Origin of the sequence: Kitasatospora sp. NPDC058063 (assembly GCF_042885395.1) — a bacterium.
Lineage (GTDB): Bacteria > Actinomycetota > Actinomycetes > Streptomycetales > Streptomycetaceae > Kitasatospora > Kitasatospora lactacystinica.
The window spans coordinates 231,200-247,088 of the sequence record NZ_JBHVSD010000006.1 but is presented as its reverse complement, the minus strand read 5'-3'; the positions used below and the strand labels follow the sequence as shown (position 1 = coordinate 247,088).

General features: G+C 73.8%; 16 protein-coding genes. 8 read left to right on the top strand and 8 right to left on the bottom strand.

The window, feature by feature from the left end; all coding sequences use genetic code 11:
• The first annotated feature begins 113 nt into the window (after positions 1–113).
• The 4 genes from ACFVUY_RS12820 to ACFVUY_RS12805 all read left to right on the top strand — a co-directional run bounded on the left by ACFVUY_RS12820 (position 114) and on the right by ACFVUY_RS12805 (position 5,162).
• The gene (locus ACFVUY_RS12820) at positions 114–1,634 is read left to right on the top strand and encodes a S28 family serine protease (protein ID WP_387729605.1); all 1,521 of its coding nucleotides are present in this window, start codon (positions 114–116) and stop codon (positions 1,632–1,634) included.
• A gap of 192 nt (positions 1,635–1,826) precedes the next feature.
• Positions 1,827–2,567: a TetR/AcrR family transcriptional regulator gene (locus ACFVUY_RS12815; RefSeq protein ID WP_387689591.1), complete on the top strand. Its 741-nt coding sequence runs from the start codon at positions 1,827–1,829 to the stop codon at positions 2,565–2,567.
• Positions 2,551–4,185 carry an acyl-CoA dehydrogenase family protein gene (locus ACFVUY_RS12810; protein WP_387689588.1) on the top strand — a complete coding sequence of 545 codons (1,635 nt, stop codon included), beginning with the start codon at positions 2,551–2,553 and terminating at the stop codon, positions 4,183–4,185. Before ACFVUY_RS12815 ends, ACFVUY_RS12810 begins: the two co-directional genes overlap by 17 nt.
• A gap of 137 nt (positions 4,186–4,322) precedes the next feature.
• On the top strand, positions 4,323–5,162 hold the full coding sequence (locus ACFVUY_RS12805; protein ID WP_387729763.1) for an amidohydrolase family protein: 840 nt from the start codon (positions 4,323–4,325) through the stop codon (positions 5,160–5,162).
• Here the strand turns inward: ACFVUY_RS12805 and ACFVUY_RS12800 are convergent, their stop codons facing one another.
• Positions 5,163–5,966, bottom strand: coding sequence for an inositol monophosphatase family protein (locus ACFVUY_RS12800; RefSeq protein WP_387729602.1), 804 nt, complete (start codon positions 5,964–5,966; stop codon positions 5,163–5,165). It abuts the gene before it with no gap.
• 232 nt (positions 5,967–6,198) lie between these two features.
• Between ACFVUY_RS12800 and ACFVUY_RS12795 the strand changes: the two genes are divergently transcribed.
• Both ACFVUY_RS12795 and ACFVUY_RS12790 read left to right on the top strand, forming a co-directional pair.
• A complete protein-coding gene (locus ACFVUY_RS12795) occupies positions 6,199–7,191 on the top strand; it encodes an Lrp/AsnC family transcriptional regulator (protein ID WP_387729599.1) in 993 nt (330 codons plus the stop codon).
• A gap of 180 nt (positions 7,192–7,371) precedes the next feature.
• Positions 7,372–7,806 carry a hypothetical protein gene (locus tag ACFVUY_RS12790; protein WP_387729597.1) on the top strand — a complete coding sequence of 145 codons (435 nt, stop codon included), beginning with the start codon at positions 7,372–7,374 and terminating at the stop codon, positions 7,804–7,806.
• A gap of 61 nt (positions 7,807–7,867) precedes the next feature.
• Here ACFVUY_RS12790 and ACFVUY_RS12785 read toward each other — a convergent pair whose 3' ends face one another.
• The 3 genes from ACFVUY_RS12785 to ACFVUY_RS12775 all read right to left on the bottom strand — a co-directional run bounded on the left by ACFVUY_RS12785 (position 7,868) and on the right by ACFVUY_RS12775 (position 10,322).
• On the bottom strand, positions 7,868–8,731 hold the full coding sequence (locus tag ACFVUY_RS12785; RefSeq protein ID WP_387729761.1) for a helix-turn-helix domain-containing protein: 864 nt from the start codon (positions 8,729–8,731) through the stop codon (positions 7,868–7,870).
• 161 nt (positions 8,732–8,892) lie between these two features.
• Positions 8,893–9,375 carry a hypothetical protein gene (locus tag ACFVUY_RS12780; RefSeq protein ID WP_387689579.1) on the bottom strand — a complete coding sequence of 161 codons (483 nt, stop codon included), beginning with the start codon at positions 9,373–9,375 and terminating at the stop codon, positions 8,893–8,895.
• 239 nt (positions 9,376–9,614) lie between these two features.
• Positions 9,615–10,322: a 4'-phosphopantetheinyl transferase family protein gene (locus ACFVUY_RS12775; RefSeq protein ID WP_387689576.1), complete on the bottom strand. Its 708-nt coding sequence runs from the start codon at positions 10,320–10,322 to the stop codon at positions 9,615–9,617.
• Positions 10,323–10,621: 299 nt separating this feature from the next.
• Here ACFVUY_RS12775 and ACFVUY_RS12770 point away from each other — a divergent pair, with 299 nt between their 5' ends.
• Entirely contained in the window at positions 10,622–12,040 is a 1,419-nt protein-coding gene (locus tag ACFVUY_RS12770; RefSeq protein WP_387689574.1) for a choice-of-anchor A family protein, read from the top strand.
• A gap of 104 nt (positions 12,041–12,144) precedes the next feature.
• On the opposite strand, the gene ACFVUY_RS12765 is transcribed toward ACFVUY_RS12770, so the two are convergent.
• A complete protein-coding gene (locus tag ACFVUY_RS12765) occupies positions 12,145–12,774 on the bottom strand; it encodes a TetR/AcrR family transcriptional regulator (RefSeq protein ID WP_380553460.1) in 630 nt (209 codons plus the stop codon).
• Between the two features lie 76 nt (positions 12,775–12,850).
• Here ACFVUY_RS12765 and ACFVUY_RS12760 point away from each other — a divergent pair, with 76 nt between their 5' ends.
• The gene (locus ACFVUY_RS12760; RefSeq protein WP_387729595.1) at positions 12,851–13,798 is read left to right on the top strand and encodes a hypothetical protein; all 948 of its coding nucleotides are present in this window, start codon (positions 12,851–12,853) and stop codon (positions 13,796–13,798) included.
• Between the two features lie 41 nt (positions 13,799–13,839).
• Here the strand turns inward: ACFVUY_RS12760 and ACFVUY_RS12755 are convergent, their stop codons facing one another.
• From ACFVUY_RS12755 to ACFVUY_RS12745, 3 genes are all read right to left on the bottom strand, one after another.
• Entirely contained in the window at positions 13,840–14,337 is a 498-nt protein-coding gene (locus ACFVUY_RS12755) for a F0F1 ATP synthase subunit B (protein ID WP_387689567.1), read from the bottom strand.
• A 115-nt stretch (positions 14,338–14,452) separates the two neighbouring features.
• On the bottom strand, positions 14,453–15,217 hold the full coding sequence (locus tag ACFVUY_RS12750; RefSeq protein WP_387729594.1) for an SDR family oxidoreductase: 765 nt from the start codon (positions 15,215–15,217) through the stop codon (positions 14,453–14,455).
• Positions 15,214–15,849, bottom strand: a complete 636-nt coding sequence (locus tag ACFVUY_RS12745) for a TetR family transcriptional regulator (protein WP_387729593.1) — start codon at positions 15,847–15,849, stop codon at positions 15,214–15,216. The genes ACFVUY_RS12750 and ACFVUY_RS12745 overlap by 4 nt, the downstream gene beginning before the upstream one ends.
• Positions 15,850–15,889 lie beyond the last annotated feature (40 nt).

Sequence of the window (15,889 nt, the reverse complement as noted above, 5' to 3'; positions counted from 1 at the left end):
CGCACCACCTGCACTATCCGCACAACCAGCACAACCTGCACGACCCGCACGACCCGCGCCGCACGGCCGCACCGGCAGGCGGCATTCATGTCAGTTGAACAGATGGAGAGTTGATGACCACCACCGTGAGAAGGCTGCTGGTGTCGGCCCTGCTGATACCGCTGCTCGCGTTCGGCGCCCTGGCGAGCCCGGCGTCCGCCGCCGACGGCCAGGGCGCGCAGGGTGCCCAGGGGGCGCAGGACGGCCAGGGCAACGGGTCCCGCCACGGCCGGAGCCCCGCCGACGACCCGACCGCCGACATCAAGGACCGTCTGGCGGCGATCCCCGGGGTGACCATCACCGAGGAGAAGCCGACCACCACCGGTCACCGCTACTTCATCGCCACGTACACCCAGCCGATCGACCACAACCGCCCCTGGCTGGGCACCTTCCAGCAGCGCTTCAGCCTGCTGCACCGCGGCTACGACCGCCCGACCGTCTTCTACACCAACGGCTACACCCTGGGCACCAACCCGTCCCGCACCGAGCCGACCCGGCTGGTGGACGGCAACCAGGTGTCCATCGAGTACCGGTTCTTCACCCCCTCCCGCCCGAACCCGGCGGACTGGTCCAAGGCCGGCATCCGCCAGGGCGCCGCGGACTCGCACCGGCTGGTGACCGCGCTCAAGCGGATCTACCAGGAGGAGTGGCTGTCCACCGGCGCCAGCAAGGGCGGCATGTCCTCCACCTTCTACCGCCGCTTCTACCCGGACGACGTGGCCGGCACGATCGCCTACGTCGCGCCGAACAACACGAACGTCAACGACTACGCGGCGTACAGCGAGTTCTTCCGGACCGTCGGCACCCCCGAGTGCCGGGCCAGGCTGAACGCTGCCCAGCGTGAGCTGCTGGTGCGCCGCGACCGTCTGGAGGCCCGCTTCGTCGCCGACAACACGGCGGCCGGGTCCACCTTCAACACCCTCGGCACCCCGGACCGTGCGTACGAGGCCGGCGTGCTGGACGTGGTCTGGGCGTTCTGGCAGTACAGCCTGGAGGCCGACTGCGTCAAGGTCCCGGTGGCCGCCACCGCGACCGACGACGAGCTGTACGCCTGGTTCGACTCGCAGTCCGGCATCACCGGCAACAGCGACCAGTCGCTGGCGAAGTACACCGCGTACTACTACCAGGCCGCGACCGAGCTGGGTGCGCCGTTCTTCGACGTCTCGCACCTCAAGGGCGTGCTGCACTACGACTACAAGGAGCTCTACTCGGTCCGCAGCTACGTGCCGAAGGAGATCCCGACCGTCTTCAACCCGAACGCGATGCCCGACATCGACCGCTGGGTGAAGCGCGAGGGCGAGCGGATCATGTACGTCTACGGCGGCAACGACCCGTGGGGTGCCAAGCCGTTCCGTCTCGGCCGGGGCAGCGAGGACAGCTACGTCTACACCGTCCCCGGTGGCAACCACGGTTCGAAGATCGAGCAGCTGCCGGCCGCGCAGTCGGCGGAGGCCACCGCCAAGGTGCTGGAGTGGGCGGGCCTGGGTGACCCCAACGCCGCCCGTTCGCTCGCCAAGTCGCCGCAGGCGGGCGCGGAGTTCGGCCCGCTCGACGTCGAGGGCCAGCGGCTGGAGCAGGAGCGCCGCCCGCTGTAGCGTTCGCGCGCAGTAGGCCGCGCCACGAAGCACGAGGAGGAGGCCGCCCCCCGCGTACCAGGGGGGCGGCCTCCTCGCGTCGTCCCGGAAAGCGCCGGGTCGCGGAGCCGGGACGCAGGGCCGGGACACAGGGCCGGGAACGGCCTGGCCGACCCCCTCCCCGAAGCAGTGAATCAGTGCTTCAATGCTTCCATGGCCTACCGACGCACCCCCGCCGTACAAGCCCGCCTGGACGCCCAGCGGGAAGCGGTGCTCCAGTCGGCGGTCGGCCTGCTCGCCGAGCGCGGCTACGGCGGCTGCACGATGGCCGCCGTGGCGGACCGCGCCGGGATCGCCACCGGCAGCCTCTACCAGCACTTCTCCGGCAAGGCCGAGCTGTCGGTGCAGCTCTTCCGCCGGGTGGTCACGCACGAGATCGACGCGGTCAACGCCGCCGTCGCCCTCCGGGACACCCCGCGGCAGCGGATCGCCGCCGTGGTCGAGACCTTCGCAGCCCGTGCCCTGCGCGCGCCCCGGCTGGCGTACGCGCTGCTGGTCGAGCCGGCCGACGCGGTCGTGGACGAGGAGCGCCTGGTCTTCCGGCGGGCGTTCCGGGACGTGATCGCCACCGAGATCGCCGCCGCCGTGGCGAGCGGCGAACTGCCCGAGCAGGATCCGGTGCTCACCGCCGCCGCCCTGGTCGGCGCGGTCGGCGAGGCTCTGGCCGGCCCCCTCGCGGCCGCACCGGTTGCACCGGTCGCCGCCGCCGGGCCCGAGTGCGGCGACGGCACCACCAGCAGCAGCGCCACCAGCACCACCAGCAGCAGCACCAGCACCACCACAAGCAGCAGCACCACCAGCGGCGCCACCAGGAGCGACAGCACCGCGGTGGTCCCCGCCCTGGTCTCCTTCACCCTGCGTGCCCTGGGAGGACGCGATGACAGCGACGCATGAGGTCACCAACCAGGTGCCCCTGCCGTACGGCCACGACACCGCCGCCGACCCCACCCTGCTCGACGCCCTCCGGCGGGCCGACGCCGGCTGGGCCGAGCCCGAGCTGCGCGAGCTGGGCCGGCTGGCCGGTTCCGAGCAGGCCGCCGAGTGGGGCCGGCTGGCCAACGAGAACCCGCCGGTGCTGCGCACCCACGACCGCTTCGGCCACCGCATCGACGAGGTCGAGTTCCACCCGTCCTGGCACGAGCTGATGCGCACCGCCGTCTCGTACGGCCTGCACGCCGCGCCCTGGCGCGACGATCGCCCCGGTGCCCACTCCGCCCGTGCCGCCAGGTTCTTCGTCTGGGGCCAGGTCGAGGCCGGCCACACCTGCCCGGTCTCGATGACCTACGCCGCCGTCCCGGCGCTGCGCGCCAACCCGGCGCTGGCCGCCGAGCTGGAGCCGCTGCTGGCCGCGCGGGAGTACGACTTCGGGCTGCGCGAGCCGCGCACCAAGCGCGGGCTGATCGCCGGCATGTCGATGACGGAGAAGCAGGGCGGCTCGGACGTCCGCACCAACACCACCACCGCCGTCCCGCACGCCGACGGCACCTACCGGCTCACCGGCCACAAGTGGTTCACCTCGGCGCCGATGTCCGACCTCTTCCTGACCCTCGCCCAGGCTCCGGGCGGCCTCAGCTGCTTCGTGCTGCCGCGCGTCCTGCCGGACGGCAGCCGCAACCGCCTCCAGCTGATGCGGCTCAAGGACAAGCTCGGCAACAAGTCCAACGCCTCGGCCGAACTGGAGTACGACGGCGCGGTCGGCCTGCTGGTCGGCGAGGAGGGCCGGGGCGTTCCGACCATCATCGAGATGGTCAACATGACCCGGCTGGACTGCACCATCGGTGCCGCCTCCGGCATGCGCTACGGCGCCACCCGGGCGGTCCACCACGCCCTGCACCGGCGGGCGTTCGGTAAGGCGCTGGTCGACCAGCCGCTGATGCGCAACGTGCTCGCCGACCTGGTGGTGGAGTCCGAGGCGGCCACGATCACGGCCATGCGGCTCGCCCGGGCCACCGACCTGACCCTCGCCGGGGACGGGAACGAGGCGCTGGTCCGGCGGCTGGGCCTGGCGGTGGCCAAGTACTGGGTGTGCAAGCGCGGTCCGGCGCACTCCGCCGAGGCGCTGGAGTGCCTGGGCGGCAACGGCTACGTCGAGGAGTCCGGGATGCCCCGGCTCTACCGGGAGGCGCCGCTGGTGTCGATCTGGGAGGGCTCCGGCAACGTCGCCGCCCTGGACGCGCTGCGTGCCATGGCCAGGAGTCCGGAGAGCGTCGAGGCGTTCCTGGGCGAACTCGACGCCGCCGCGGGCGCGGACCGCCGGCTGGACGCGGCCGTCGCCGCGCTGCGCAAGGAGCTGACCGACCTGGGCGACCTGGAGTACCGCACCCGCCGGCTGGTCGAGTCGATGGCGCTGGCCTTCCAGGGCTCGCTGCTGGTCCGGTTCGGCAGCCCGGCGGTGGCCGACGCGTTCTGCGCGAGCCGGCTGGGCGGCGACCACGGCGCGGCCTTCGGCACCCTGCCGGCCGGGGTCGACACCGCGGCGATCATCGACCGCGCCCGCCCGGTGATCGTGTGAGCGGTCAGGAGCGGGCGAGCGACCGGGACCGGGCAAGCGACCGGGACCGGGCGAGCGACCAGGGTCAGGAGAACGACCAGGACCGGACGGGCGGCCAGGAAGCGGACGGCGTACGGCGGTTCTGGCAGGAGCTCGGCCTGCCCGGGCTGATCGACGTGCACACCCACTTCATGCCGAAGAACGTCCTCGACAAGGTGTGGGCGTACTTCGACGCGGCCGGCCCGCTGGTGAACCGGCCCTGGCCGATCACCTACCGCGAGGCTGAGGAAGAACGGGTCCGCCGGCTGCGGGACTTCGGCGTCCGGGCGTTCACGTCCATGCTCTACCCGCACAAGCCCGGCATGGCCGGCTGGCTGAACGCCTGGGCCGCCGAATTCGCCGCCCGCACCCCGGAGTGCCTGCACACCGCGACCTTCTTCCCCGAGCCCGGGGCGCCCGGCTACGTGGCCCGGGCGATCGAGGACGGTGCCCGGGTGTTCAAGGCGCACCTCCAGGTCGGCGGCTACGATCCGGCGGATCCGCTGCTGGACGAGGTCTGGGGGTTGCTCGCCGAGACCGGAACCCCCGTGGTCACCCACTGCGGGTCCGGGCCGGTGCCGGGCAGGTTCACCGGCCCCGGTCCGATCGGTGCGGTGCTGGAGCGGCACCCGGCTCTGGTCCTGGTGGTCGCCCACCTCGGGATGCCCGAGTATCGCGGCTTCCTCGACCTGGCCGAGCGCCACCCGGCCGTCCGGCTGGACACCACCATCGCGTTCACCGACTTCGCCGAGGCCGACGTCCCGTTCCCGCGCGGGGAGCTGCCGCGCCTGCGCGGGCTCCGGGAGCGCGTCCTGCTCGGCAGCGACTTCCCCAACATCCCCTACCGGTACGTGCACCAGCTGGAGGCACTGGCCGGGCTGGGGCTGGGGGAGGAGTGGCTGCGGGCGGTCTGCCACGACAACGCGGCCGTCCTCTTCGGCATCAAGTCCGGGGACTGATCACCGCACCGTCCGCAGCAGTTCCAGCGCCCGGGCGTGCAGCCCGGGCGCGGCGGCGAGGAAGCCGTCGGAGCCGGTCGTCCAGGCCGACCCGGCGGCGTCCGTCACCGCGGCGCCCGCCTCGCGCGCGATCAGCGCGCCGGGCAGCAGGTTGCCCGCGTCGAGGCCGTACTCCCAGAACAGTGCCAGGTGGCCGGAGCCGACCTGGGCCACCTGGAGCGCGGTGGGGCCGAGGTTGCGCACCGCCAGGACGGCACCCGCCATCGCGGACAGCGACTCGCCCGCCCGGCGCAGCGCCACCGGGTCGGCGGCCACCCGGGGCGGCTGGCTGGTGGCGGCGACGGTGACGGCCAACTCCCGTTCCAGGGGCGCGATCGGCCGCCCGTCCAGCTCGGCGCCGCCGCCGAGCACCGCCCGGTAGGTGCGGCCGTCCTGTTCCGGGGCGTGCACCACGGCCAGCACCGCCGCGCCGTCCCGCACCAGCGTGGCGGTCACCGCCCAGTGCGGCTGCCCGAGCAGGTACTGCACCGCGCCGTCGGTCGCGTCGCACAGCCACCACTCGCCCTCGGGGGGCACCGACCCGTCCAGCTCCTCGGGCACCCAGCCGGCCTGCGGGTGCAGGGCCGTCAGCCGCTCCCGCAGTACGGCGGCGGCCGGGCCGTCCAGTTCGGCGAAGCGGGCCGCCGCCTCCTCGGCGGTCCGGGCGGTGACCGGGTCGGCGGACCGGCGTGCCGCCAGCCCCGCACCGACCTCCCGCACCGCGGCCTCCACACCCTCCGCCAGCGTCCACAGCTCGTTCGTCACGGTGACTCCCTCCTCCTCGATTGCTCATCCGGGGCCGACGCGCCCCACCGGCGCCCCCGGGCCGAAGCGCCCGACCGGAGCTCCCGGACCGACGCGCCCCACCGGAGCTCCCGCACCGGGGCTTCCGGCCGGGGCTCGGGGCCGGTGTGCTCCGGCCGCCCGGGACAAGGAGTACCGTCAGGACTGCCGAACAGGACGCAGAAGCCGCCGAGAGTGACGGAGATCGGACACCATGGACCTCTCCACCGCCGATCCGGACAGCGTGCTGGACGTCCTCGACCGCCGCCTGGTGTGCGCCCTCCAGGTGGACGGACGGGCCGAGCCTGGCCGGATCGCCGAGGTCCTGGGCGTGTCCGCGCGGACGGTCACCCGCCGGCTGGGCCGGCTGCGGCAGGCCGGGGTGCTGCGGGTGGTCCGGCTGCCGGACGTCGAGGACGCGGCCGTGGGCGCGCTGCTGCTGCGGGTCCGGGTGCTGAGCGGCCGGGTGGACGCCATCGCGCGGGCCCTCGCCGACCGCCCCGACGTCCCGTTCGTCGACGTGATGCTCGGCGGCCACGAGGTCGGCGCCGTGATGCTCACCGACGCCGGTTCCCGCGACCGGCTGCTGTACGGGCAGCTGCCCGCGACCGGCGCCGTCACCGAGACCACCACCCACGCGGTGCTGCACGCCTTCGCCGACGCCGGGCAGTGGCGGGCCGGGCACCTGACCGAGGAGGAGGCCGCGGCGCTCGCCCGGCCCGCCGTCCCGCGCCCCGCCGCACCCCCGCCGCTGGACGGCCTCGACCGCGCGCTGCTGGAGCGGCTGGGCGAGGACGCCCGGCAGTCCCACGCCGTGCTGGCCGCGGCCGTCGGCGCGCCCGAGTCCACGGTGCGCCGCCGGCTGCACCGGCTCGACGGGGCGGGGCTGCTGCGCACCCACGCCACCGTGGACCCGCGGCTGCTCGGCATGGCCGTGGACGCCAACCTCTGGCTGGACGTGCCGCCCGGCCGGATCGCCGAGGTCGGGGCGGCGCTGGCCCGCCACCCGCAGGTGCACGGGGTGTTCGCCACCAGCGGTCCGGCCAACCTGCTGGCCACGGTGTTCTGCCCGGACCACGGCGAGCTGTACCGGTTCCTCACCGACGCCCTCGGCCCGCTCGGCGTCGCCCGTGCCGAGACCACCATCACCGCCCGCGCGGTGAAGCGGGCGGGCGTGCTGCTCCGGCAGCCGCCCCGGAGGCCGTAGGGCGTGTCTGGCCCGCGGGCCGGCGCCCGTGGGGGAGTGCGGCGCGGAGGCGTCCGCCGGGCATCCGACGGCCGTTACCCGCGGGGTAATCGACGCCCGCCGCCGCACCGGGCAGGGTGGTGGCACCCGGTGCGGCCGCCACGGTCCCGGGCTCCCACCCCCGACAGGAGGCGATCCGCCGTGTCCGCCCACGTGAACACCCTCACCCCCGCCAGGCCCGGTTCCGTCTTCTCGCTTCGGACGGTGCGCGGCGCCCTCGCCCTGGACGCCCTGGTCACCGGCGGCAACGGCCTCGCCTACCTGGTCCTCTCCGGCCCGCTCGGCGAACTGCTCGGCGCCGGCCGTACCACCCTGGTCGATGTCGGGCTGCTGCTCCTCGGCTACGCGCTCGCGGTCGGCGCGCTGGCCGCCCGCCGACGGCCGCCGGTGCTCGGGGTGCGGGCCGTGATCGACGTCAACCTCGCCTGGGTGGTGCTCAGCCTGGTCGCGATGGAGGTGTGGCTGGAGCCGACCACCGCCGGGTCCGTCTGGATCCCGGTGCAGGCCGCGGCGGTGGCGCTGTTCGCCGTTCTCCAGTTCACCGCCCTGCGGCGAGAAACCCGGGAGCGGCCCTAGCGTTCGGCTCTGGCGTTCGGGCCTGGCGTTCGGGCCTGGCGTTCGGGCCTAGCGTTCGGGCCTAGCGTTCGGGCCCGACGACGGCCTGCAGGAACCGTGCCGTCTCCGTGTCGGCCGGGAGGAAGGTCTCCATGGCCAGCTCGGAGACGGTGACGTCCACCGGCGTGTTGAAGGTCGCGATGGTGGAGAGGAAGGAGAGCACCCGTCCCTCGTACCGGATCCGCATCGGCAGCGCGAACGGGAATCCGTCGACGACCGGTCCGCCCGTGACCGGTCCGCCCGCGGCCGACCCGTTCCCGTCCGGTCCGCCCGCCGGGTCCTCGGCGGGCGGTTCGGGGTAGCCGCGGACCTCTTCGTACAGGCGCCGCAGCGGCTCGGCGCGGACCAGCTCCAGCTGCCGTTCCATCCGCTCCAGCAGGTGCTGCCGCCACTGCCGCAGGTTGACGATGCGCGGAGCCAGCCCGTCGGGGTGCAGGGTGACGCGGATCGCGTTGAACGGCGGTTCCAGCAGGTGAGGGGCGACGCCGTCGATGAGCAGCCCGAGCGAGCGGTTGGCCGCCAGCACCCGGAAGGACCCGTCGACCACGACCGCCGGGTACGGGTCGTGGGCGGCCAGCAGCCGTTCCAGTCCGCCGCGCAGCGCGGCCATCGACGGGTCGTCCAGCGGTGTCTCGCGGTAGTGCGGGGCGTAGCCGGCCGCGAGCAGCAGGGTGTTGCGTTCGCGCACCGGGACGTCCAGCTGCTCGGCCAGTCGCAGCACCAGCTCCCGGCTCGGCCGGGAGCGGCCGTTCTCGACGAAGCTGAGGTGGCGGGCCGAGGAGTCCGCCCGCAGTGCCAGTTGCAGCTGGCTGAGCTGCCGTCGTTCCCGCCAGCCGCGCAGCAGCGGGCCGACGCCGGTTCCCGTCGGGCTGCTCATGCCCGCCATGATCGTCATGGCCCAGGACGGTACTCGAACGGGCCCGGTCGGCGGGAGGGGGCGCGGGGGTCGGGAGGGAACGGCGGGAGCAGCGGACCGGAGAGCTCAGGAGAAGTGGGGAGGAACCGGGGGGGAACCGGGAGAGCGGGAGGGGCCGGGAGAGCAGGGCCTCAGACGCCGGTGCTCGACCCCGGGCGGATGACCATGAGCACCACGACCACGGCCCACAGCAGGTTGAACACCCCGGCGGTCATCGGCAGCATCTTCAGGCCGCCGACGGCCTTGGTGTGCTGCTCGTCCGACGGGTCGAGTTCGAGCGCGTCCACCGCGGCCTGCTGACCGGGCAGCACGAAGAGCAGCAGAGAGAGCGCGGCGATCGCGGTCAGCACCATCGAGACGATCACCCAGGACTGCCCGAGCACGTCCATCACCTGGGCCAGGCCGATGCCCAGCACCGGCACCGCGACCCCGAGCAGCGCGTAGACCTGGGTGATCCGGTGCAGCACGCGCAGCACGCCGGCGTCGGAGGCCCGGTCCGGGCCGCCGGCCAGCGCGGCCTTCGCCCGGCGCGGGAACATGCTGACGGCCACCGCGACCGGGCCTATGAACAGGACCGACACGAGGACGTGCAGGCTCAGCAGGAACTTGGCCATGGCGGGGCACCCTTTGGATCCGGTGGGCAGCTGGTGGGCGGGCACCCGCGTTCGGCGTGCCCACGACCAGGCACGCTAACACCGCTTATTTCCCGGCCCACCGCGCGGGTGGGCGCCGGGAAGCCCGCTCCGGCCCGGTACCCGGCCCAGCGCCCAGCCCGGTACCCGGCCCGGTACTCGGCCCGTCCCGGCATTGAGCCGGCTCCGGCCCGGCGCCGAGCCCCCTCCGGCCCGGCCGCTCAGCCCGCCGCCGTGAGCTCCACGATCCGGGGCGGGGCGGTGCTGACGGCGCCCACGGCGGCGGCGTGCTCCGGGTCGGTCCAGTCGAGCAGGTGCAGGTCCTCCCACCGGCTGCGCAGCGGCGGGCCCGGCGGGACGGAGAGCGGCAGGGCGGAGAGGTCGACCCGGCCGAGGGTGTCCAGGGTGGCCCGTCCGATCTTGATCAGCGATTCCTTGCGCACCCAGAGCCGCAGGAAGGCCTGCTCCGGCTCCGGGTCGGCCTCGACCAGGGCGAGCTCGGCCGGGGCCAGCACCCGGCGGGCGACCGAACGCAGCGAGCCGCTCCGGGCGGACAGCTCGACGTCGACCCCGACCGGCTGGAACCCGGCGCCGGCGGCGACCACGCCCCGGGTGTGCGACAGGCTGACGTGCACCCCGGGGTGGTCCGGCAGGTAGGGCTTGCCGTGGTCGGCGAGCCCGCAGTCCGGGCACTGCTGGGCGAGGACGAGGCCGGCCACCGGTACGTCGAGAAGCCGGGCGGCGCAGAGCCGGACCAGCAGGTGCCCGGCGGTGAAGTCGATCCGACCGGACTCGTGCCGGAAGCGCGCGGCGCGTTCCCGCTCCATGGCGGTCAGCAGGTGCTCGCCCGCCTCGGGGTGCCGCAGTACGGCGTCGGCGGACGCGACGGAGACGAGCGGCGCGCTCTGTTCCTGGGCCTCGGTGGTCATGCCTCCCAACCTAGGCCCTTGCCGCCGGTCGGCGCCCGCCCTGGGGATCCCTGCTCCGTACGTATGAGTTTCGGATCCGATCTGAGGGTCTGTAGGCTGCGATAAGTCCGTTTTGGTATTGGATATCCCGGATCTATGGGATCGCCAGCAGATCGTATGGAACATGGCGGGTCATCCGGTCTCGCCCTTTCTCGTGCACGGAGGAATTGTCGATGGATCAGGCCACCGGTTCGCCGGATCACAGAACGACCGCCGTGAGAACTCCGGCGACGCGCGGGCGCCGGGCCATCAGGATCGCGGTGGCGACCGCCGTCACCGCGCTGCCGCTGGCCGCGGTGCTGACGGTCGGTTCGGCCGCTCCGCTGGCCCCGCCGCTGGGCGCCTGCACGGGACCCGACTGCCCCGCCACCTGGCCGCCGCCCAACAACGGCGACTTCACCGGCCGCGACTCCACCATCAACGTCTTCACCGGTGGCAACTACACCGTGAACGGCCGGGCCGCGGAGGCCGAGGGCAAGATCGTCGCACTGGGGAACCTGACCGTCGACAAGAACGGCGGCGGCATCTACAACATGGGCGTCGTCGGTGTCGGTTCGCGCGTGGTGCCGCCGAACGGCAGCGACTTCGTGACCACCGGCGGCAACGTCGACGTGGTGACCGGCAACGCGATCCTGATCGGCGGCAGCGACTCGCACGGGCCGGCCTTCGGCAACCTGCGGCACGCGGGCTCCGTCACCGGCACCGTGAACATCGACCCCACCGGCGAGTCGATCCAGGACCCGAACGCCGCCGCGCCGTACCAGGCGGTGCTGACCCAGATCGAGGAGGTCTCCGACTGCGTCGGCCGGGCCACCGCGACCGGCACCGTCGACATCTCGTCCAGCCAGGCGACCTTCACCGGCGACGGGACCAGCATGAAGCAGGTCTTCAACGTCACCCAGAACCTCGCCTCGCCGTCCGGCGGGCAGATCGGCCTGGTCTTCAACAACATCCCGGCCGGCGCCACCGTCGTGGTGAACATGCTCGGGGACAGCCCGATCATCAACACCTACACCGGCACCGGGCTGGCCGGCGACCAGACCACCGACATGCGCTCGAAGCTCATGTACAACTTCCCGACCGCCACCTCGGCACAGATCCTCGGCAGCGCCCAGTTCCAGGGCTCGGTCATGGCCGGCAATCCCGGCGGCACCACGACCATCGCCCAGCCGGGCATGAACGGCCGGGTGTACCTCGCGGGCAATCTGATCCACACCGGCACCGGCGGCTACGAGATCCACAGCTACCCGTTCGACGGCGACCTGCCGGACTGCGTCGTGACGCCCAGCCCGTCGCCGACCTCACCGACGCCTTCGCCCTCGCCGACCTCGCCGTCCCCGACGTCTCCGAGCCCGACCTCGCCGTCGCCGACCTCGCCGTCCCCCACGTCACCGTCGCCGACGTCTCCGAGCCCGACGTCCCCGTCGCCGACCTCGCCCACCTCGCCCGCGCCCACCTCGCCGTCGGCCAGTGCGACGACGTCGAGTGCCGGTCCGGCCCCGACCAGCCACCGTCCGACCGGGCAGCCGACCAGCCACCACCCCGGTGGCGGCGGTGAGTTGCCGTCCACCGGCGCGGGCAACGCCCCGGTGGTCTTCGGCGTGGCGGGCGTCGGCCTGCTCGGCCTCGGTGGCCTGGCCGTGCTGGCCGCCCGCCGTCGTCGCGGCCGCCACGGCTGACCGTCCGTACCGCTGAGGAGCCGAACAGCCGAACAGCTGAACAGCGGCGCAGGCCGCCCGGGTCGACTCGACCGGGCGGCCTGCGCCGTCCCGGCCCCGGCCGCCTACCGCTCGGCCGGGTAGTGGGCGAGGCCCGAGGCGAGCAGGCCGAAGGCCCGGTCGACCGCCGCCTCGACCCGGGCCCGCACGGCTTCGGCCGGCTCCCCGGCCACCATGGCCCGCCGGATCTCGCCGAGCACCGCCCGGTGGGCCCCCGTGACGGCTCCGGCCACGATCCGGGGGAGCGGGTCCTCCGGTGCGGCTCCCGATTCCTCGGCCAGGGCGGCCGCGAGTGCCGCTTCGGCCCGTTCGCCGAGCTCCAGCAGCCGGGCCCGGAGTGCGGCGCTGTCCTCGACGATCCGCCAGAACGCCGCCATCCCCGGGTGCAGTCCGACTGTCGGCTCCCCGCTCGCGAAGGCCGCCAGCAGGTCGGCCCGGACGGCGTCCACGGCCGGGCTGCCCGCGGGGCGGCGCCGGACCACCTCGGCCAGGTGGGCGACGACCTCCTCCTGCCGGTCGAAGAACAGGTCCTCCTTGGTGGGGAAGTAGTTGAAGACCGTGTTCGGCGAGACCCCGGCGGCCCGGGCCACCTCGACCACCGTGACCCGGTCGAAGCCGCGTTCGGCGAACAGGCCCATGGCGGTGTCGGAGAGCAGCTCCCGGGTCTGCTGCTTCTTGAGTTCGCGAAGTCCCATGGCCGGATCCTATCCGCAGTTCATGCGGTCACTCCAAAGTTGCAGTGACACCAAAAATATCGGCTACGGTGACGGCATGACCTTCACCTTCGGCATCTACCCCGGCGGACTGACCGGTGGCGACACCGGCGTGATCGCGCCCGTCCGCCCCGACGACCCGGCCCGGATCACCGCGGCCCTGCGCGAACTCCAGGGCGGTGCGGCGGAGTTCCTGGTCCGCGCCTACCGCTCGTACCCGGGCGGCGAGCACACCCCCGCGCGGCCCGAGCAGTACGCCGCCGAGGGACGCCGGCTCGACCTGGTGGTCCAGTACCGGGACGGCGGCGGGGAGTTGGCGGGCTGGCTGGACTTCGTCCGGCGGACGGTCCGCGCCGAGGGGCACCGTCTCGGGCTGCTCCAGATCTGCGAGGAGCCCAACCTGGACCTCCCGCCCGTGGACGGCAGCATCCCCAACGTCCGCCGGGCGCTGGTCGAGGGCGTGATCGCGGCGAAGGAGGAGGCGCTGGCCCGGGGATTCGACCGGCTGGCCGTCGGCTTCAACGCGGTGCCCTCCTTCGACCCCGCGGACACCTTCTGGCCCGAGCTCGGCCGGCTCGCCGACGAGCGCTTCCACCGTGCTCTGGACTACGTCGGCCTGGACTTCTTCCCGGACGTCTTCCGTCCCGTCCCGCCCGGTCGACTCGCCGACGCGGTACGGGCGGTGCTCACCGGCTTCCGCCGGGACACGCTGCCCGGAGCCGGGATCGGGCCCGGTGTTCCGCTGCGGATCTGCGAGAACGGCTGGCCCACCGGCCCCGGGCGGAGCGAGGCGCGGCAGGCCGAGGTGGTGGCGGAGGTGGTCCGGACGGTCGCCGGGCTCGCCACCGAACTCAATGTCACCGGTTACGCGTTCTTCGCCCTGAGGGACGCGGACAGCGCGGCCGCCGGGCTGTTCCCGCACTTCGGCCTGGTGCGCGACGACTACACGCCCAAGCCGGCCTTCGCGGTGTACCGCGCGCTGGTCGAGGAGCTGACGATGGGCTGACGAGGGGCTGGCGGCGGGCCGACGAGAGCCGGCCGGCTCCGCTAGTTCGCCTCGAAGAAGCGCTCCACCGTGCGGCGCTGTGCGGCGACGGCGTCCACCGGCTCGCCGATCACCCGGCCGGCCAGGGCGACGGCCAGCTCGCCGACGTCCTGCCGCAGCAGGCGGGCCGCCTCGGCCCGGTCGGCGGCGATCCGGGCGCGGCCGGTGGTGAGCAGTTCGTCCCGGTCGCGGATGCCCTCCGCGCGGGCCGCGACCATCGCCGCCGCGCCGCGCTCGGCGTACTCCTCCCGGATCCGGGCCGCCTCGTGGCGGGCCTCGGCCAGCTCCCGCAGGCGGGCCTCCCGGGTGGCCTCGGCCTCGGCGAGCAGGGCCTCGGCGCGTTCGGTGCGGCCCTCGGTGGCCTCCCAGCGTTCGGACTGCACCCGTTCGATCCGGGGGAGCAGGTGGCGGCCGAGCAGCCACAGCAGCAGGAAGAACAGTGCCAGGCCGAGGATCAGCGGGGCAGGTTCGGGCTTGAGCGGGCCGAGTGCGAGGGTCACGCGCTACCTCCCCAGGGTATGACGTTCCGTCGGTCGGAAGCTTCCCCAGGGGCGATGCCGGTCGAACTCGGCCCGGACATGAGCTGCGTCACGGCGGCCCGGGCGGCCGCGGGGCTCACTGCCCCATGACGTACTTGACGGTCGGGCCGGTGGTCCAGCCGCCGTCCACCGCCAGCTCGGCGCCGGTGACGTAGGAGGAGTCGTCGGAGAGCAGGTAGACCACGGCGCCGGCGATCTCGGGCGCCTCGCCGACCCGGCCCATCGGGGTGTTGGGGTAGTTGCCCTCGCCGCGCCGGATGCCGACCGAGGCGGTCATCGGGGTGTAGGTCATGCCCGGGTGCACCGAGTTGACCCGGATCCGCTCGGTGCCCAGCTCGACCGCGCCGATCTTGCTGAGGCCGCGCACGCCCCACTTGGAGGCGCCGTAGCCGGCGGTCAGCGCCAGGCCCATCAGGCCGGCCGCCGAGGAGATGTTGACGATCGAGCCGCCGCCGGCCGCGCGCATCGCCGGGACGGCGGTCTTCATCCCGATGAACACGCCGGTCAGGTTGATGTCCAGGACCTTGCGGAAGTGCTCGACGCTCTCGTCCGCGAGCAGCGTGCCGGTGGAGATCCCCGCGTTGTTGACCAGACCGTGCAGGGCGCCGAACTCCGCCACCGCGAAGTCCACCACGCGCTGCCAGTCCTCCTCGGAGGTCACGTCGTGGCGCACGAACCGCGCCCGCTCGCCGAGTTCGGCGGCGGTGGTCCTGCCGTCCTCCTCCAGGACGTCGGTGATCACCACGTTGGCACCGGACGCCACGGCGAGCCGGGCGGCCTCGGCGCCCAGGCCGCGGGCGCCGCCGGTGACGATGACGGTCTTGCCGGTGAGGTCGTTCATGACCTGCTCCTTCGGGGGGTGGGGGAGGAGAGCATGGCGGCGGACATCGTCACCAGGTCGGCGAGGAAGGTCTCCTCGTCCGTCAGGGGGGTGGAGCCGGCGAGGTACTGCTGCGCCCGGTCGGCGAGGGCCGCGCCGATCAGGGTGAGGACCAGGTCGATCCGTTCCAGCCGGATCGGCTCCGGCAGGGCGGAGATCCGGTCCTCGACCAGCTCGATCAGGCGCCAGTAGCCGCCGCCGGCCAGCGTCGGGTGCGGGGTCCGGGTGCGGACGCCGCTGTTGTGGCTGACCTGCGCGGAGATCCGCAGGCAGTGCCGGCCCTGTTCGGTGCGCAGTTCGGTGGCCTCGGCCGCGACCAGCGCGCCGAGCAGTCCGGGCAGGTCCGCGTCCGCGAGGGCGGGCAGACGCGGCGCGAGGGCCTGCTCGGCGCGTTCCTGGCGGCCGGCCATGATCGCGTCGAGCAGGCCCTCGCGGGAGCCGAAGTGGTACTGCACGGCGGACGGGTTGCTCTGTCCGGCCAGTCGGGTGATGTCCCTGGTCAGGGCGGCTTCCACGCCGCGGGTGGCGAAGAGTTCCTCCGCCGCGCGCAGCAGCCTCTCGCGGGTCTCGTGGCCCGCCGATGTCCTTGCCATGCGCGCAAGATTAATGCTGCGCATTATTAATGGCAAAGGA